The 16,665-nt window shown below is 42.5% G+C and carries 15 protein-coding genes; 4 read left to right on the top strand and 11 right to left on the bottom strand.

Annotated elements, in window-relative coordinates; genetic code table 11:
• Positions 1-70 precede the first annotated feature (70 nt).
• Complete coding sequence (locus tag FTT99_RS11670) at positions 71-1,438, top strand: MATE family efflux transporter (RefSeq protein WP_180130838.1); 1,368 nt, start codon at positions 71-73, stop codon at positions 1,436-1,438.
• Positions 1,439-1,691: 253 nt separating this feature from the next.
• Positions 1,692-3,056, top strand: coding sequence for an LLM class flavin-dependent oxidoreductase (locus FTT99_RS11665; protein WP_180122450.1), 1,365 nt, complete (start codon positions 1,692-1,694; stop codon positions 3,054-3,056).
• A 165-nt stretch (positions 3,057-3,221) separates the two neighbouring features.
• Here the strand turns inward: FTT99_RS11665 and FTT99_RS11660 are convergent, their stop codons facing one another.
• Together FTT99_RS11660 and FTT99_RS11655 are read right to left on the bottom strand one after the other, a co-directional pair.
• Entirely contained in the window at positions 3,222-4,046 is an 825-nt protein-coding gene (locus FTT99_RS11660; RefSeq protein WP_180130836.1) for an ABC transporter ATP-binding protein, read from the bottom strand.
• Positions 4,047-4,091: 45 nt separating this feature from the next.
• Positions 4,092-4,307: a molybdopterin-binding protein gene (locus tag FTT99_RS11655; RefSeq protein WP_067765474.1), complete on the bottom strand. Its 216-nt coding sequence runs from the start codon at positions 4,305-4,307 to the stop codon at positions 4,092-4,094.
• 230 nt (positions 4,308-4,537) lie between these two features.
• On the opposite strand from FTT99_RS11655, the gene FTT99_RS11650 reads away from it, so the two are divergent.
• On the top strand, positions 4,538-5,632 hold the full coding sequence (locus FTT99_RS11650) for a sigma-54-dependent Fis family transcriptional regulator (RefSeq protein ID WP_180130834.1): 1,095 nt from the start codon (positions 4,538-4,540) through the stop codon (positions 5,630-5,632).
• A gap of 172 nt (positions 5,633-5,804) precedes the next feature.
• Here FTT99_RS11650 and FTT99_RS11645 read toward each other — a convergent pair whose 3' ends face one another.
• The 9 genes from FTT99_RS11645 to FTT99_RS11605 form a co-directional block, all read right to left on the bottom strand.
• On the bottom strand, positions 5,805-6,635 hold the full coding sequence (locus FTT99_RS11645; protein WP_078194039.1) for an ABC transporter permease: 831 nt from the start codon (positions 6,633-6,635) through the stop codon (positions 5,805-5,807).
• 20 nt (positions 6,636-6,655) lie between these two features.
• Positions 6,656-7,489, bottom strand: coding sequence for an ABC transporter ATP-binding protein (locus tag FTT99_RS11640; RefSeq protein ID WP_180130832.1), 834 nt, complete (start codon positions 7,487-7,489; stop codon positions 6,656-6,658).
• A gap of 2 nt (positions 7,490-7,491) precedes the next feature.
• Complete coding sequence (locus FTT99_RS11635) at positions 7,492-8,547, bottom strand: ABC transporter substrate-binding protein (RefSeq protein WP_257229279.1); 1,056 nt, start codon at positions 8,545-8,547, stop codon at positions 7,492-7,494.
• Between the two features lie 12 nt (positions 8,548-8,559).
• A complete protein-coding gene (locus tag FTT99_RS11630; protein ID WP_180130829.1) occupies positions 8,560-9,354 on the bottom strand; it encodes an ABC transporter permease in 795 nt (264 codons plus the stop codon).
• Positions 9,351-10,199, bottom strand: coding sequence for an ABC transporter permease (locus FTT99_RS11625; RefSeq protein ID WP_180010791.1), 849 nt, complete (start codon positions 10,197-10,199; stop codon positions 9,351-9,353). The genes FTT99_RS11630 and FTT99_RS11625 overlap by 4 nt, the downstream gene beginning before the upstream one ends.
• The gene (locus FTT99_RS11620; RefSeq protein ID WP_180130826.1) at positions 10,196-11,449 is read right to left on the bottom strand and encodes an MFS transporter; all 1,254 of its coding nucleotides are present in this window, start codon (positions 11,447-11,449) and stop codon (positions 10,196-10,198) included. Before FTT99_RS11620 ends, FTT99_RS11625 begins: the two co-directional genes overlap by 4 nt.
• Before the next feature lie 9 nt (positions 11,450-11,458).
• Positions 11,459-12,514: an ABC transporter substrate-binding protein gene (locus tag FTT99_RS11615; protein WP_180118175.1), complete on the bottom strand. Its 1,056-nt coding sequence runs from the start codon at positions 12,512-12,514 to the stop codon at positions 11,459-11,461.
• 33 nt (positions 12,515-12,547) lie between these two features.
• Positions 12,548-14,029 (bottom strand): carbohydrate porin, encoded by a 1,482-nt coding sequence (locus FTT99_RS11610; RefSeq protein ID WP_180161500.1) that lies wholly within the window; start codon positions 14,027-14,029, stop codon positions 12,548-12,550.
• Between the two features lie 879 nt (positions 14,030-14,908).
• Positions 14,909-15,739 (bottom strand): SDR family oxidoreductase, encoded by an 831-nt coding sequence (locus FTT99_RS11605; RefSeq protein WP_078194047.1) that lies wholly within the window; start codon positions 15,737-15,739, stop codon positions 14,909-14,911.
• A gap of 224 nt (positions 15,740-15,963) precedes the next feature.
• On the opposite strand from FTT99_RS11605, the gene FTT99_RS11600 reads away from it, so the two are divergent.
• Positions 15,964-16,647 (top strand): TetR/AcrR family transcriptional regulator, encoded by a 684-nt coding sequence (locus FTT99_RS11600; protein WP_111885789.1) that lies wholly within the window; start codon positions 15,964-15,966, stop codon positions 16,645-16,647.
• Positions 16,648-16,665 lie beyond the last annotated feature (18 nt).

The raw sequence follows: 16,665 nt of genomic DNA, 5'->3' as shown, positions 1-16,665 counted from the left end.
TTTTTGAATGCCAACATGATAGTGTTATCAGTAACTTAAAATCATAAAAAGCCGCGTCTAGGACCTGAGCATGTCAAAACAACAGTCCCTCGTTACTCAGCAAAATTTATGGAAAACGTTTTTAGTTTTTCTGGTGCCTTTGATCGCCACCAATATTTTGCAGAATTTATCTGGGACCATTAACACCGTTTTTGTCGGTCAGATGCTTGGGGTGCATGCCATTGCAGCCGTTGCGGTATTTTTCCCGATCTTGTTCTGTTTAATGGCTTTTGTGATTGGACTCTCGGCAGGTGCAACCGTGTTGGTGGGTCAAACTTGGGGCGCGCAAAACCTTGAAAAAGTTCGTACTGTGGTGGGTTCCACCCTTTTTATGACCTTGATTGGTGGCAGCATCATTGCCTTTTTAGGGGTGATATTTGCCAAGCCCATTTTATTGGCCTTAGGCACAGCCCCTGACGTGATGCATTTATCTTTGCCTTATGTGCAATGGATGCTTGCGGGTAGTCCACTACTCTTTATTTATATTATTTACACCTCGATTTTGCGTGGGGTCGGTGACAGTACAACACCGCTGATTGCATCGGGTATGACCATTGGTTCAGGGCTGATCATTACACCAGTACTAATTGCAGGAAAATTTGGATTTCCAAGTTTAGGTATTATTGCCCCTGCCATTGCCAGTCATATCGGCTTTTTAATTGCCTTGGTGTTTTTATATTTCTACTTAAAAAAGAAAGATCATCCGCTCAAACTCGACTTCGAGTTGATTCGTCATATTCGCCATCAACATGATCTCAGCAAAATTATCTTAAAACTAGGCATTCCTACAGGTATTCAGATGGTCACGACCTCTGTGGCCGGTCTCGTGATTGTCGGTTTAGTTAACCGCCATGGTGCTGATGCCACTGCTGCATATGGCGCGGTCAATCAGGTTTTGAACTATATCCAATTCCCGGCCTTGTCCATCGCGATTGCAGCTTCTATTTTTGCCGCGCAAGCCATCGGTTCGGGTCAATCTGAACTAATTAATCGCGTGAAACGTACGGCCATCGGGATGAATTTCATTATTACTGGCATCTTGGTGGCATTGGGCTATTTATTCTCTAAACATTTAATGGCGCTGTTTATTACAGATCCTGAAGTTGTGGTTCTCGGTCAAGAATTGCTGTTCATTGTGCTTTGGTCGATTTTATTTTTTGGTGCCAGTGCGATTTTTGCTTCCATCATGCGGGCCAGTGGAACGGTGACCGTGCCGATGATTATTAATATTATGGCGATTATTTGCATTGAAGTGCCGTGTGCCTACCTATTTAGTGAATGGTGGGGCTTAAAAGGCATTTGGTATGCCTATGCTTTGGCCTTTGTTAGCTTATGTATTTTACAAGGGCTGTATTACCAACTGGTATGGAGACGAAAAGCCATCAAAGTATTGCTATAAAATATGCTAATAGCGTTCAATGCCAATACACGCTTTAAGTTTACATATGGAAAATCTTGTACAGATCCATGCATATAGTTTGCCGTTAAACTGCTGTTTAATTTTCAACATTTGGTTTTATATCCTGTTGATTTATCTACACTTAAAACACAATAGATTTAAAAGTTACATATTTTCAAACAATTATGGTTTGGCATAGATTTTGTTCTTATCCCTTTTATCTTTTAAGAATAATTGGGATGAGAAATTTTTTATGTCTAAACGTCAAATAAAGCTTGGGGCTTTTATTCCAACCACCTCACAGCATGTCGCGGGTTGGCGCCACCCAGAATCTCGCCCACAAGATCATCTCAATATTGATTATGCAATTGAACTGGCAAAAACCGCAGAACGTGGTCTATTCGATGCCTACTTTCTTGCCGATGGTCTGTCTGTCCGTTGGAGTTCTGCTGTCGAAGGTGAAAAAGGTTTAGGCGATAAAGGCGTCGGCTTTGAACCCGTCACATTGTTTGCAGCCTTGTCTGCTGTGACGCAAAATATTGGCTTTATTGCCACAGCATCTACGACTTATGAAGACCCTTATATTTTGGCGCGTAAATTTGCTTCTTTAGATCATATTTCTAAAGGTCGTGCTGCGTGGAATGTGGTAACGACAGCCTCTGCCGATGCCGCAAAAAACTTTAACATTCAGCAGCACCCTGAACCCAAAGAGCGTTACGAACGTGCCGATGAATTTATTGAGGTGACTCAAAAACTTTGGGACTCATGGGAGGATGATACCTTCCATTACAACAAAGAAACTGGGCAATTTTTTGATGCCCGAAAACAACATCAGCCCAATCATCAGGGCCAATACTATCAGGTACTGGGTGCACTCAACGTCTCTCGCCCACCGCAAGGCTATCCGGTGATTGTTCAAGCTGGGCAATCTGAAGATGGTCGTGAACTAGCCGGTAAATATGCCGAAGTGATTTTTACAGCACAGCAGAACTTAGCAGATGCGCAAGCCTTTTATCGTGATGTCAAAAACCGCTTAGTGAAATATGGCCGCCATGCGGATGACTTGAAAATTATGCCGGGGGTTTCGATTTTTGTTGCCAAGACAGAGCAAGAAGCCCAAGAAAAATATGACTTTTTAAATAACTTAATTCACCCAGAAGTGGGTTTAAGTTTATTGTCTGCTTTGGCAGGTGGCATTAATCTGGCCAAATTTGATCTAGATGCCCCTTTCCCGAAAATAGAAGATGCAGACATTAATTTCTCCAGTCGTCAGCAAATGATGATTGATATTGCCCGTAAGCACAATTTTAGTATTCGTCAGCTCTATCAATATATCGCTTCAGCCCGTGGACATTGGACCTTGATTGGTACGCCTGAACAAGTCGTAGATCAACTGCAAGAATGGTTTGAGAATGACGCTGCCGATGGTTTTAATGTGCTGCCACCAACAACACCTGCAGGGTTGAATGACTTTGTCGATCTCATCGTTCCTGAACTGCAACGTCGCGGTCTATTCCGAACGGCTTATGAAGGCAAGACCTTACGAGAAAACTTAGGTTTAAAACGACCTGAAAACCAATATGTTTTAGAAAAAAGACATACCTCCCAAGCCTCATAAACCAACGTTTAATAAAACTGAAAAACAAATGCCCCAACTGGGGCATTTTTATGGACTGATATTAATCCAACTTAAACGATGATCATACTGACCTATATTTGATAAGCCTAAAAAAAGCCCTGAATTCAGGGCTTTTACATTGTCTAGGTGATGGTCAATTCAGACTTACCATGCAAATTTATAATCGGCAAATCGGTGAGATAAAGGTTCAAGCAACTGATCTTTTACTGGATCACTAAAGTCAGTCAAAATGTCATTTTTAATATTGGTCAGACGGACATCTTCGCGTTTACGCGGATGGGCTAAATGAATATCTACAATACGTTTAATTCGTCCCGGATGTGGCTGCATGACCACCACTCGATCGCCCAAAAATACCGCTTCTTCGACATCATGGGTGACAATGATCATGGTGATTTTTTCACTTTGCCATATTCGCTGTAATTCATCCTGTAAATTTTGACGCGTCAACGCATCAAGTGCACCAAAGGGTTCATCGAGCAGCAAAATCTGTGGTCGATTCACGAAACTCCGGGCAATCGCCACACGTTGATTCATCCCACCAGACAACTGCGAAGGATAAGCATCTTTAAATTGGGTTAATTTGACCAACTCTAAATGTTCATCAATCAATACATCTTCTTCTGCACGGCTAAACTGGCTTTTATGCAATGCAATCCGTACATTTTCCCGTACCGTCAACCATGGAAACAGGCGATGATCTTGAAACACGATACCACGTTCCAAACTCGTGCCCTGTATAGGCTGACCATCAACCAAAATCTGGCCCTGAAACTGACGCTCTAGACCAACCAACAACCGTAATAATGTGGATTTTCCGCAGCCACTACTTCCCACAATACTAATGAACTCACCCGGCTGAATATTCAGGTTAATGTCCTTAAGTACGGTTAAGTCTTCTTGCTTTTGTGTGGGATAATGTTTCGTTAGCTGCTGAATAGAAACCGAACCAGCTTGTTCTACGCTCATATCATTATTCTCTATTTGTGCTGACAAACTTTGCTGGACTAAACCTTAGAGTTTAGCCAGTGACACTTCCGTCGATTTAATTAACACCACCACCTCTGAACCTACTTTTAAGTCTAAATCCTTCACCGAACGTGTCGTGATCACGGACGTAAAAAAGCCCGCTTTGGTTTCCACATCAATTTCTGAAACCACAGGACCTTCTACGATTTCATTAATCACGCCTTTGAATTGGTTTCGCACATTTACTGAAGTAATCGCCATTTTAATTATGCCTTTTGTTATTTAGAGAGCTTTACTATAAAACAGTTCAATCACTTGCTATATCTTGATTTATCCTTTAGTTATCCCGATTTTATTTATCTTAAAATCAGATAAATAATCCACGCATGAATTTATCGGTGAAACTGATATTTAAATATCGAATTATTATTTATCTTTTATTTTTAAATCTTTCATCATGATCTGCATTGTCAACAACTATAAGAAACGATATGTCTATTTTGACCCACCCTGCAGTGCCCTCTGCACTGAAACATAAACGGGCAACAGCGACGGTCTTTGCAGACCCGTTATCGCAAGCGTTGTTGTCTCGAATTGAACAAATTGCACCAAGTGAGGCCAATGCACTCATCATTGGTGATACAGGCACAGGAAAAGAGTTAGTTGCACGCCAAATCCACCAATTAAGCCATCGTGCCAAAGGTCCATTTATCGCAGTGAACTGTGGTGCCTTTACCGAGTCATTAGTCGAAAGCGAATTATTTGGACATGAAAAAGGAGCCTTTACAGGGGCAATTAATAGCCGTGTCGGTTGGTTTGAAGCAGCCCATAATGGCACCTTATTTTTAGATGAAATTGGTGACCTGTCCTTGCCTATGCAAGTCAAATTACTCCGTGTTTTACAAGAAAGAGAGATCGTTCGAGTCGGCTCACTCAAATCCATTCCAATTAATGTCCGAATCATAGCCGCAACCAATGTCGATTTAGAGCATGCCGTACAGGACGGGCGTTTCAGGGAAGATTTATTCTACCGCTTACATGTGGCGTTGCTACGCATTCCACGTCTCTCAGAGCGTCGTAGTGACATTTTGCCTTTGGTTAAACACTTCATTCAGGTCTATCAAACCAACCCACATGACACACCATTACGCCTCAGCCCATTGGCGCTCAAGAAACTCCATTTACATAGCTGGCCGGGAAATATTCGCGAATTAGAAAACACCATTCAACATGCGATTTTAGTTAGTGAAAAAGGTGTGATTGAACCAGAAGATATTAGTTTTTCGAGTATTCAAAGTGCATCGTCGTTTTCGCGTGCAGAACCTTTTAACTTACAAAATGCCACCTCTGCTGTAGCCAACATCAAAGATATTCAAGATGCTGGACAGTTACTTGAGCAGACCTTTTTACAAATTTTTCAAGCCGCAAATCAACTTAAGCATGACAATATTAATGAGCTGATTGAAGAAAAATTTATCCGAAGTGCGTATCAGCACTGTCAATACAATCAAGTGCATACGGCTCGTTTGCTTGGAGTGACAAGGAACGTGATTCGCACTCGCCTAATTAAATATGGCTTATTATAAATAAGTCATATTTTTATTTATTCCACATTAAAATAATAATCCCAAAAACTGATACATAAATATTCATCTACATTATTCTTTATTCATTGCATTATTTTAAATATAAAAAATCAGTAATAAAAAACCTCGGTATATCCCGAGGTTTTTTATTTATTTTTCCATTTTGTCTAGATTATTCCACGGGGTTTCGTTTCCACGCTGTAAAGTATTTTTCTAGTCCAATCAAGAAATAGTTAAAGGATAAGCCTACGAGGGTAATGACTAATATGCCTACAAACATTTGTGGAATTTCAAAGCTAAATTGCGAATAAATAATCAGATATCCCAGACCTGCTTTGGCACCAAACATTTCTACTGCAACTAAGGCCAAAATCGAAATCGCCCCTGCCAGACGGATACCGACAAAAATCGTGGGTACGGATGCAGGTAGAATCACTTTTCGGAACAATTGATAGGGTTTTAGGCCCATGGTTCGTGCCGATTTAATCAGTAAAGGATCGACCGTTTGTACGCCTGTAATGGTGTTCAATAAAATCGGCCATGTGCACGCGTAGACCAACAGACTGATTTTTGAGGTTTCACCAATGCCTAAAAATAAGATAAACAGCGGCATCAACGCCAATGCTGTGGTATTTCGAAACAATTCTAACAAGGGATTTAAGGTTTCAGCCACGAGCTTGTACCAACCAATGATGAGACCCAAAGGAATGGCGATCGCTAGGGCCAAAATGAAACCAATAATGGAACGCTTTATACTGGCCAAGAAATGGATGCCTAATTGACCGCTTTGATATAGCTGCCATGTAGTTTCCAATACCACAGATAACGGCGGTAAAAAAGCCGGATTGACCACACCACTCCGCGGCAGAATCTCCCACAGCAAGAAAAAAGCCACAATGGCAATGGTGCGTTTAAAGACCGTGTTTAACCAAGTGAATTGTAGTCTGGGTTTAATGTCGTTATACGATTGCGTATAACTGATGGCTTGTTTAGTCGATGACATAAATAAATCCTCTGAATATTTTAGTTATGTGCAAGCTGTTTATGTTTTTCGAGGGCTTGCGCTTTAATCACTTCTTCACTGAGCAATGACCAAATTTTATGGCGAATTCGGCCATATTCAGGCAATGAACGGACATCTTCACTGGAGCTGCGCAGGCTTTGAGGAATTTCAATCACTTCCTTAATTCGCCCCGGTCTTGAGGTCATAATCGCCACGCGCTGACTCAGATAAATTGCTTCATCAATACTGTGAGTAATAAAAACAATGGTTTTTTTCGAGCTTTTCCAGATATTGATCAGCTCGGCTTGTAAGGTTTCTCGGGTTTGCGCATCTAGGGCAGCAAAGGGCTCATCCATTAATAAAATTTCTGGTTCATAAGCCAAACTTCGGGCAATCGCAACCCGCTGTTTCATCCCGCCGGAAAGCTCATTCGGATAATGCTTTTCAAAGCCACTGAGACCCACAAGCTGCAAATAGTATTCGGCTTTTTCACGGCGTTCTTTTTTTGCTACGCCTTTGGCTTCTAGACCAAATTCGATATTTTCCAGTGCGGTTAACCATGGATAGAGCGCATATTGCTGAAACACAATGCCACGGTCTAAACCCGGTTGAGTAATCTGCTTACCACTCAGTATAATCTGCCCTGCAGACGGTTTGGTTAAACCCGCAATTAAGTCTAATAATGTAGATTTTCCACAGCCACTTGGCCCCACGATTGAAACAAATTCACCCGGCTGAATATCCAAAGTAACATTTTCTACAGCAACAAATTCTGGCTTATAGTTTTTACTGCCGACATGGTTCTGTGCAGGAAAAACCTTACGCACGTGATCTAAATGTAATGCACTGGTCATTGTTATGTTCCTTTTGATTTTTGGTCTTTCGCATAGGGATTAAATTCATTGCTATAGATGCGACTGACCTCAATTTGATTCGGTTTTAATTTGTGTTCTTTTTCTAAGGCACTCACCCATGGGGCAAAATCCTGATCTTTTTGCACACCACCCACTTCGTGGACACCTGTGCCTGTGTAATATGGAATCAGTGCTGTATTTTCATTGCGTTGACGTTTTTCGATAATACTTTCCATACGGGCAATGATTTGCTCTTTCGGCGTGTTGTGTAGCCATTCTTGAGCTTTGGCCACGCCACTGACAAAGGTGCGAGCCAACTCGGGATGCGCTTGAATAAAATCTCCGCGCATCGAAAAACTGCCTGCGGTAAAGGGGCCGTATAAGTCAATATCTTTAAAGATGCTGCGTACACCACCATTTTTTAAGGCACGTTTTTCCAAAATGCCAGAGAACACTGCAATATCAATTTGCCCATTCCTTAAGGCTTGTTCTGAGCTCACCGGTGGCAACATAATCAGCTCAACTTGACGGATTTCATCATCGGTTAATCCATGGCGAGCCAAATAATCTTTCACCACAAAATCATAATGCGCCCCGTAGGCATTCACTGCGACTTTCTTGCCAATAAAGTCTCGTGGGCTACGAATAGGACTATTTTCTAGCACATAAAAACCCACGTTTTGTTCAGCATCACTGCCATAAGAAGCCACTACGGGAACGACATCTAGACCCGCAGCGATGACCTTCACCACAGCACCATTAAAGGCGCCAGCAAAATCAACATCACCGGCCACCAAAGTGAGTAAATCTTGTGGCCCACCTTGTACCGTGCCGACATAACTGAGTTTAACGTCGCCTAAATAGCCCAAGTCTTGTGCCAATTCAGGTAAGGACACCAGTCCCGGATAGCTTTGATAGCGTAGTTCTTTTAAAGCCACTTGCTGAGGTTCATCCACTCGCTGCGTGCTGCAACCAACCAAGGCTGTGCCACCGACCAATGCTGCAAGGAACATATTGCGCCAGAGTTGAGGAATGTTATGGATTGTCATTTTTTTCATTGTTATGTTCTCCTATCCAACCTGCTGCCAAGCTAAAACTTTACGCTCAACCCAAGTCAGTACCGTATTGAGCAACACGCCCACAATGCCTATCAGCAACATGCCAAAAATAATCAGTTCGACATCAAAAGCCTGACGCCCTTGAATCACGATATTGCCCAGACCATTGCCATAGTTCGCCAATAAAAATTCAGAGCCGATGGTGGCAAGCCATGCGAAAATCAGCCCAAGTTGTAAACCGACAAAAATCTGCGCCGAAGCACCGGGTAATATCAATTTACGAAACGCGTATGTCTTGGGAAATTGGTAGACTTCGGCCACTTCACGATATTTATGCGAAATACTGCTCACACCTTCAAAGGTGTGTAGCGCCACGGGATAAAACACCGACAAGGTAATAAACAGCACTTTGGCGCCATGTCCCTCACCTAAAAAGGTCGAAATTAGTGGCAACCATGCAAACAGCGAAATTTGACGCAATACATGAAAGCTCGGTGCAAATAACCAATTCGAAAGGCGTGAACTCGCGATCAAGATGCCAAATAACACACCCGCTATAGCACCTATGCCATAGCCAATAAAATTACGTGCCAAACTTTCGCTAAAACCTGTCAAAAAGCTCGGTTGTTGGAGCACGATCACAGCTTTTTGCAGCACGAGCCATGGACTAGGAATCAACTTCGGATCGACCCAGTTTTGCTGTGAAGCCAAAGCCCACAGTGCGATAAATGTCACAGGCAGAACGAGTGCTTTTGCTGCTTTAACTAAGACTTGGCGCGCTGCCCCGTGTAATGAAAGAATGCTCATGAGTTCCCTCCTACTCGGGTTGCGTGAAAGCGTGCCGTTTTTTCTAACCAAGCCAGCAAGGTATCTAAGACATAGCCCGTAATACCAATCAAAATGATCGCCATGAAGATCAAGTCCATCTGCATTAGCTGACGTCCCCACACCATGAGATAACCAATTCCTTCACTACTTGCTAATAACTCGACAAAAACCAATGCCAACCACGCCTGCATAATGCCTTGACGTAAACCACTGATCACACTGGGTAGTGCAGCTGGGAAAATCACTTCTTTGAGTTTCTGCCAATTGCTGTATTGGTAAACCTCTGCCACTTCCATCAAACTATTCGGCACATGAGTAATGCCCTTATAGGTTGCAATCAACAGCGGTGGTAACACAGCCAATGAAATAGCGGCAATCTTCAAAGCCTCATCGATGCCTAAGAAAATCATCAATAATGGAATCCAGCCAACAATCGGAAATTGAGCAACAAGATTCACCGTCGGAAAAATAAAGTCCCGACTACGCTTTGCTAATCCCAACACAGTACCAAGCAAAATCCCGACACTGGCACCAAGCAAGACACTCCATAAAATACGTTTGGCACTGATGGCAAAATGAAAACTCAATTCTCCGCTTTGCCATAATTCGACTGTGCTTTGCCACACCAGACTCGGTGCAGGTAAAATCTGCTCAGGCAACCACTGTTTAAGTGTTGCCACATACCATAGACCGAACAACAAAACTGGCATCAGGAGTCCACACGCCACTTGCAAAGTTAGTTTTAAATAGGTCTTAAAAAAATCCAACGCACTTCGGTCACTTTGCAAGGGAACCGAATGTGCAGATACATCCGTAAGGCTCATAATTCTTGTCCTTTTACGCTCTGTTCTGAGACATCAGGTTTTAAAAATTGAATAAATTCCTGATCTTTGCTGATCAAAATAATCAGACCAATAAACACCAGCCCGATTGGTAAAAATAAATTTTGTAGTCCAACCTGTGCGCCAAATACGGCGCCTATCAAGCCACCCAACAGTCCACCCGAAGGTCCGACGAGGGCTAAAATTGGAGAAATCTTAGCCATCGCGGTTTGCTCACCGACTCGGGCGAAAGACATAAAATTGGCGATATGCAACATACCGAGTCCAAGTCCAAACATGACCGAAGCAGGCCACATCAACAGCGTGATTTTGGTTAAGGCTAAAATCAGTAATGCCGTTGCCATCAGGCTTAGGCCAATCAAATAAAATTTTTGATAACCCATCAGCTCAGCCAAACCGCCCATGCTAAATAGCGATCCCACAAACACAATGCCTTGTACGGTCAGCAGCATCACCGCCATTGGCTCTGAAAGTGCAAAACTTTGGATAGCAATCACCACAATGAAAAAGCCAAAGTAGTTATTTGCCACGCTGCTCAAAAATTCCAATATGCAGACAATCCGCAGCGAGGCATGGGTTTTGATGAGTGCCAAAGGCGCCACAATATCTCGCCATTGAAAATGCGGGTGATTCGTCGCTTGCGGAGTGCTACGTTGAAAGCACCACGGAGCCAACAGCAAGGTGCCTAAAAAAAGCAAAGACACCACATAAAAACTTCCGCCATAGCCGAAATGCTCGATCAACAACACGCTCAGCGCAGGCGCAATCAGGAAATATCCCATCATGTGCGAACCGCGAAACCAACCCGCACGGGCTGGACCTAGACGTTTTAAGTTGCTCAAAAAAACGGTATTGATCGAAACAAAGCGCATGGGTAAGACAAAACTCACCAAGACTGTCACCGCAAAGAGATACCATGCACCAGCTTTGAGTGGCGTTAAGCTATAGACCACAGCGCCCAACACACTGCCCATGCAGAATATTTTCAAAGACCCAAAGCGCTGTACCAACACGCCAATCGGCAATGCCATGATCAAAATGCCAAAATTTTGCGCTGCTGAAATTAACCCCAATTGCAATTCGGTGGCTTCTAAATGCACGGCATACAAGGAAATTAATACCCGTGCGACACCCACACCCAGTCCAGCCAAAATCGTGAGCAGCACAAAACTGCTCATAAATTTGGTGGTTAATGGACTGGCAATTACATTGCTTTCAATCGGACGACTCATGGCTGCGACTTACTTCGGTTGACCTTGAGCATTAAATTGGCGCCAGTAACCCTCTAACTTCAGCTCTTTCAAGGCATTATTTAGATACTTCGGCTCATACCATGTTTTGGTATCCACATCACGACGGATTAAGCGAGCGTCTTTGGCAATTTTTAAAGCACTGTCAATTTGTGAACGATGGAATTCATCGAGTAATGGTGTAGTACGGTCTTTTAAATTCCAGCCATCCCACGTTTTTTGATAATCCACCAACGGAATGCCACTTTGTGCCCAAAGTTTATATTGCGCACTACGGTTGGCTTCTTGAGAACTCCACTGCGCTTGTTTAATCAGTGTCGTCACGACACGTTGCACCACCTCTGGATATTGTTTTTCAAAGCTTTCGGTCACCCAAAAGTGCGCAATCGGTGATACTTTCGGATCTTTAATTTCCAATAATGTTTTCGCCACACCACGTGCTTGCAAACTAAATGGCGAAGTAATCGTGGCATCAATATCTCCCGTCGCTAACGCCGTACGTGCCGAATAAGCATCTTGCGAAATCACTCGTAAATCGCGCTCAGTTAAATTGTATTTTGCTAATACACGGTTAAAGACGATCTGACCATTGGTGCCTTTAAAGACGGAGAATTTTTTGCCTTTTAGATCTGCAAAGGATTTAGCATTTGATCCGGCAGGCACCACCACATAGGTAGGACCAAAACGCCCTGTTGAAAACAAGACTTTAGTTTTTAATCCCGTTGAACGTCCAACCAATGAGGGCAAATCGCCATGCAATGCAAAGTCCACTTTGCCATTGGCTAAAGCTTCGTTGGTTGCAGGGCCTGCTCCGGGGAAGAACAGCCAATTCACCTTAATGCCATCTTTTTTAAATTCTTGTTCGAGCACACCTCGTAAATGTGCTGTAGCTACAAAACTACCGCCCACTTTGGGTTTACCCCCCTCACCCGCAGCTGATACTGAAATGCGAATTTCTTTGGGATTGGCAGCATGCAATTGAACGCTTAAACCAAGTGCTGAAAGTGCCAAGAATGTGGCTGCGATTTTTTTAGAGATAATTTTCATTTTAAATGTTCCTTAATGGTTTAAATATTTGAATTAAAAGGTGTACTGAACCTGAGCTTGCAGCTCATTGGTGTCTTTTTGATTTGCCGTTTCGACATCAAACAGGTAGTGATTCAGCTGTAATTGGAATTTTGTGGTTTGCGCAAAAAACAGATTTAAACCCAAAGAGTGAATGTCATATTCACCAATACGGCCGCTCGCGGTGTCGAGATAAGTCGCGTTGTTTTTATTCGGGTTATAGCAGTCAAAACGGTAATAGCCTTGGACTGACTTCGGCCAGAAATCATCAAATTTGGCATTGGATTTAATACTGTTGTAGAACTGATCGCCCAAGGTGTAGAAAGCGGTAAAAGTATGCCCTTCCGCTTTGGCTTCTTTGATGTCTTGGGCTACAGTGTCGACATAATCGGTCTTGCCTTGCAGATATTCATAGGTCACGCCAAATGGGGCGTGGTTATAATAAATATCGAAACCCAAACGATCGCGTTTTGCAGCATTATCAGTGATTCCGCTGGCTGAAATTTTCGATTCACCTTTGATATAAGAGGCCCCAAACTTCAACTCACGGAAAATGCTGGCGTAGTCCACTGGCAAGGTAAAAGCCACACGACCGATATAATCTTTGCCGTTGTTGTCATCTGCCTTATTACTGGCGTTCCCATTGGTTACCCCTAAGGCATACTCAAATAGCGGCGCACGGTAGTTCGATGCAAAGTCGACAAAAGGTTTGGCATCTCCACGGACGATAAATCCATTTTGACGATTAAACAGTCCTAAAAAGGTCGAAGCTGCAGCGGTACTAATGGTTGGACGCAAATCTTCAGGAGACTGCACATCTAGACCAAAGGGCAATAACTGCTGACCGAGCGTAAAGTTGAGTTTGGCTGTTTCGGGGCCCGCATTGGTGGCAAAAGCGTTATAGCGAACAAAGGCATCCAGTAAATTAAAGTTACTGTTATTGGTGCCATCATTGCGTTTGCCATAACCAAAGGACAATTGATAATCGAGGTTTTTGCCTTCGTTATAATCACGAAATAAATTCCCGCGCACACCAATTAGCGCAGTCCCAATATCAAATGTCGATTTGGTTGCACCCAACACACCCGTTTCATCGAGCGCACTGGCACGTAGTTGAACCGTGCCATACAGGGTTGTGTCACGGGTCGATTTGGTGGTTTGACGTTCATATTGACGTGACTGATCGTACTTATAGTTTCCAATATCTGCACGTAAGCCGTCGATATCTTCGGATGTTGCTGTGGTTACTTCTGCAACTTGCGTTTCACCTTCAACATCAGCGGCGTTGCTCGTATCGTCTGTCGTCACAGCGGCCGTTTCGACGACTTGGCTTTTCGTCGCACCAGATTCCACGGCATTTAAGCGTTTTTGCAAACTCTCAATTTGTTGTTTTAAGCTGCTCAGTTCTTGCTGAAGTGCTTCATCGGATGCAAAACTCAGCTGACTGGTTGCGGATAAAATCAGTCCGACCGCAACGGTTAATGTGGTTTTTTTCATGATTTGGTTTCACTAACATTTTTCCCAAAGCGCAAAATCCCCCAACCCCATGCAAGGTGCATGAAGTGAATGTACTGCGTGGGTTTTTTAAAAATTAATCTGAGTGGTCGTAGGTTTTATTCAACTTATGCACGACCGAAACTCGAAGACAGCTTTTAGAATTTAAGCGCGCATCATCGCGAGTGTCATAGCACAACAACATGCCTGTTGTAGGACACGAAAAGCAGAAAGATATCGATGCGTAAAAGTACTCATAAATGTTCCATACAGTGGTGAGTTTTGTTCACTCTAATATGGCAACAACTGTGCCAACATTTTAAGTAATTATTTTTTAAAGTTTTATTATTTAAATCTGATAAATTCTGTTGGTTTAAACGCCAAAAAACTGTTGGTTATTCAACAGTTGCTTATTTCAAATCATCAGTTATTTCCATTTTTATATCTCATTTTATGAAATAAGAAATACGCTTTGGGCTTTTAATAACTGATGTTACGCCTGTAAAAGTAATTTCAGATTTTTAAAATGATTTTTAAATCTATTCGATGGAGTCTTACATCTAGGGATTGAATAACGGGATTAGCCTTCGGCTGGAGGTACTCTTACGAAACGTTGTTTCTCATTCGACAAAATGAGAAGCGTGCTTCGAAGGAAACCATCTTGCGGTGCAATACACCTCAACGACAAAACTCATTCAATACCATCAAATGATTCAAAGGATCGCAAAAACATTTTTGATTAAAAGTCGTCTTGTCTCAAACAATTGCGGATGACACTACCGCGTATCGTTCTTTTATTTGGATCAAATTGCGCTTCTAATATTACTAGAGCATAAAAAAACCCACTGACGTGGGTTCTTTTCAATTGATTTTAATTACCGCTTATTGACCAAATTTAGTCGCCATGGCAGTTAATTTTTGATAACCCGTCGGTAGCAAACGTTGAATTAAATCAATCGCTTTTGCATCATTACCAATCAATAAACGACGCTTATCTTTTTGTACTGCTTCAATGATTTGACGAGCCGCTTCTTCAGGTGGACAACGCAAGAATTTATTAAACGACTGTGCCGATTTTTGTGGGTTCATGCCTAAACTTTTCAAGCTGTCATTCATTTTTGCGGCATTGGCAATATTGGTACGAATACCGCCCGGATGTACACATAACGCACTCACGCCACAGTTTTCAATATCCAATTCTTGGCGTAAAGATTCGGTAAAACCACGTACTGCAAATTTAGTGGCATTATATGCCGACTGTGTTGGCTGTGCTGTTAAGCCAAACAAGCTGGAAATATTGATGATATGACCTTCACCACTTTGCTTGATATACGGTAAAAATTCTTTGGTGCCATAAACCACACCCCAGAAGTTAATATTGACAATCCACTCTAGCTCTTCGTAGCTTGCCCCTTCAACGGTCGTACCCAATGCCACACCCGCATTGTTAAAAATCATATTCACCGAACCATGATCTTTAACAGTCTGTGCTGCCCATGCTTTCATTGCTGCAAGGTCTGACACATCGAGTTTTTGCGTCGTTACACGTACATTGCTGGCTTTAACCAATTCAACGGTTGCCGCTAGACCCTGTTCATTCACATCGCTTAAAGACAGATGGCAGCCTTGTTTAGCCAAAAGCACAGCCAATTGCTGACCAATACCTGAACCTGCACCTGTAATGGCAGCCACTTTATTTTTGAAGTTTTTCATTGTGATTCCTTATTCCTTTATGCTGCCGCTTGGCTTTATCACAGCGTGATCTCATTTGCCAATGTGTGCAGTTCGTCGACTTAATATAGTTTTGACAATACATATTGTCAATGTCATCTTAGGACGTGCTAAGCTGTTGAAATCGCCAATGCTTAAACATAGGTTTAAACTGAAATTATTGCTAAAATAAGACAAAATTCTGCTTTAGTTCAGCGTATATTTTCATGACAGATGCAACAAATCACACAGAACAACAACAGGCAAAAAATGTGAAGGAACGTCAATTTAAAGGGCTTTCTCTCAGTGAACGTAAGCAAGCGCGACGTGAAAAACTGATTGAAGCCGGTATAGAAGCCTATGGAACACATGGCTTTTTTTCAGTGACTGTGAAAGATATTTGTTTGGAAGCCAAGCTGACCGAACGCTATTTTTATGAATCATTTAAGAAAAGTGAGCAACTGTTCCAGACCATCTTTTTAAAATTAATCGATGAACTGCAACAAAACGTGATGCAAGCCATCATGCAAGCATCCACCGATTCTAAAAAAATGATTGAAGCAGGTTTAACCGCCCTACTGTTAACTTTAAAAAATAATCCCCGTATGGCGCGCATCATTTACATCGATGCTATGTTGGTACAAGAGCTACATAACCAAGCCACGATTCATGAAACCATGATGCGCTTTGACCGTATGATTCATGCCTTTGTCATGCTCATGATGCCGAATATTGATCGTTCAGAACGCGAAATTTCAATGGTCGCAACAGGTCTCAATGGTTATGTCACCCAAATCGCGATTCGCTGGGTCATGAGTGGTTATAAACAGCCGATTGACGAAGTTTTATCGTCATGTAGCGTGGTCTTTTTGGCCTTGTTGGATGCTTTTTCTGAAAAACCCAGGAAATAAATTCTGAGTTCAACACTG

Origin of the sequence: Acinetobacter sp. YH12040 (assembly GCF_013420005.1) — a bacterium.
Lineage (GTDB): Bacteria > Pseudomonadota > Gammaproteobacteria > Pseudomonadales > Moraxellaceae > Acinetobacter > Acinetobacter amyesii.
The sequence above is the reverse complement of the archived record's forward strand: the minus strand, read 5'-3'. Positions and strand labels throughout refer to the sequence as shown.

Excerpts from the sequence above, each read along its gene's own strand:
- FTT99_RS11630 (WP_180130829.1), bottom strand. The coding sequence starts at position 9,354 with ATGAGCATTCTTTCATTACACGGGGCAGCGCGCCAAGTCTTAGTTAAA.
- FTT99_RS11615 (WP_180118175.1), bottom strand. The coding sequence starts at position 12,514 with ATGAAAATTATCTCTAAAAAAATCGCAGCCACATTCTTGGCACTTTCA.
- FTT99_RS11625 (WP_180010791.1), bottom strand. The coding sequence starts at position 10,199 with ATGAGCCTTACGGATGTATCTGCACATTCGGTTCCCTTGCAAAGTGAC.
- FTT99_RS11610 (WP_180161500.1), bottom strand. The coding sequence starts at position 14,029 with ATGAAAAAAACCACATTAACCGTTGCGGTCGGACTGATTTTATCCGCA.
- FTT99_RS11670 (WP_180130838.1), top strand. The coding sequence starts at position 71 with ATGTCAAAACAACAGTCCCTCGTTACTCAGCAAAATTTATGGAAAACG.
- FTT99_RS11650 (WP_180130834.1), top strand. The coding sequence starts at position 4,538 with ATGTCTATTTTGACCCACCCTGCAGTGCCCTCTGCACTGAAACATAAA.
- FTT99_RS11655 (WP_067765474.1), bottom strand. The coding sequence starts at position 4,307 with ATGGCGATTACTTCAGTAAATGTGCGAAACCAATTCAAAGGCGTGATT.
- FTT99_RS11640 (WP_180130832.1), bottom strand. The coding sequence starts at position 7,489 with ATGACCAGTGCATTACATTTAGATCACGTGCGTAAGGTTTTTCCTGCA.
- FTT99_RS11600 (WP_111885789.1), top strand. The coding sequence starts at position 15,964 with ATGACAGATGCAACAAATCACACAGAACAACAACAGGCAAAAAATGTG.
- FTT99_RS11620 (WP_180130826.1), bottom strand. The coding sequence starts at position 11,449 with ATGAGTCGTCCGATTGAAAGCAATGTAATTGCCAGTCCATTAACCACC.
- FTT99_RS11605 (WP_078194047.1), bottom strand. The coding sequence starts at position 15,739 with ATGAAAAACTTCAAAAATAAAGTGGCTGCCATTACAGGTGCAGGTTCA.
- FTT99_RS11665 (WP_180122450.1), top strand. The coding sequence starts at position 1,692 with ATGTCTAAACGTCAAATAAAGCTTGGGGCTTTTATTCCAACCACCTCA.
- FTT99_RS11635 (WP_257229279.1), bottom strand. The coding sequence starts at position 8,547 with ATGAAAAAAATGACAATCCATAACATTCCTCAACTCTGGCGCAATATG.
- FTT99_RS11660 (WP_180130836.1), bottom strand. The coding sequence starts at position 4,046 with ATGAGCGTAGAACAAGCTGGTTCGGTTTCTATTCAGCAGCTAACGAAA.
- FTT99_RS11645 (WP_078194039.1), bottom strand. The coding sequence starts at position 6,635 with ATGTCATCGACTAAACAAGCCATCAGTTATACGCAATCGTATAACGAC.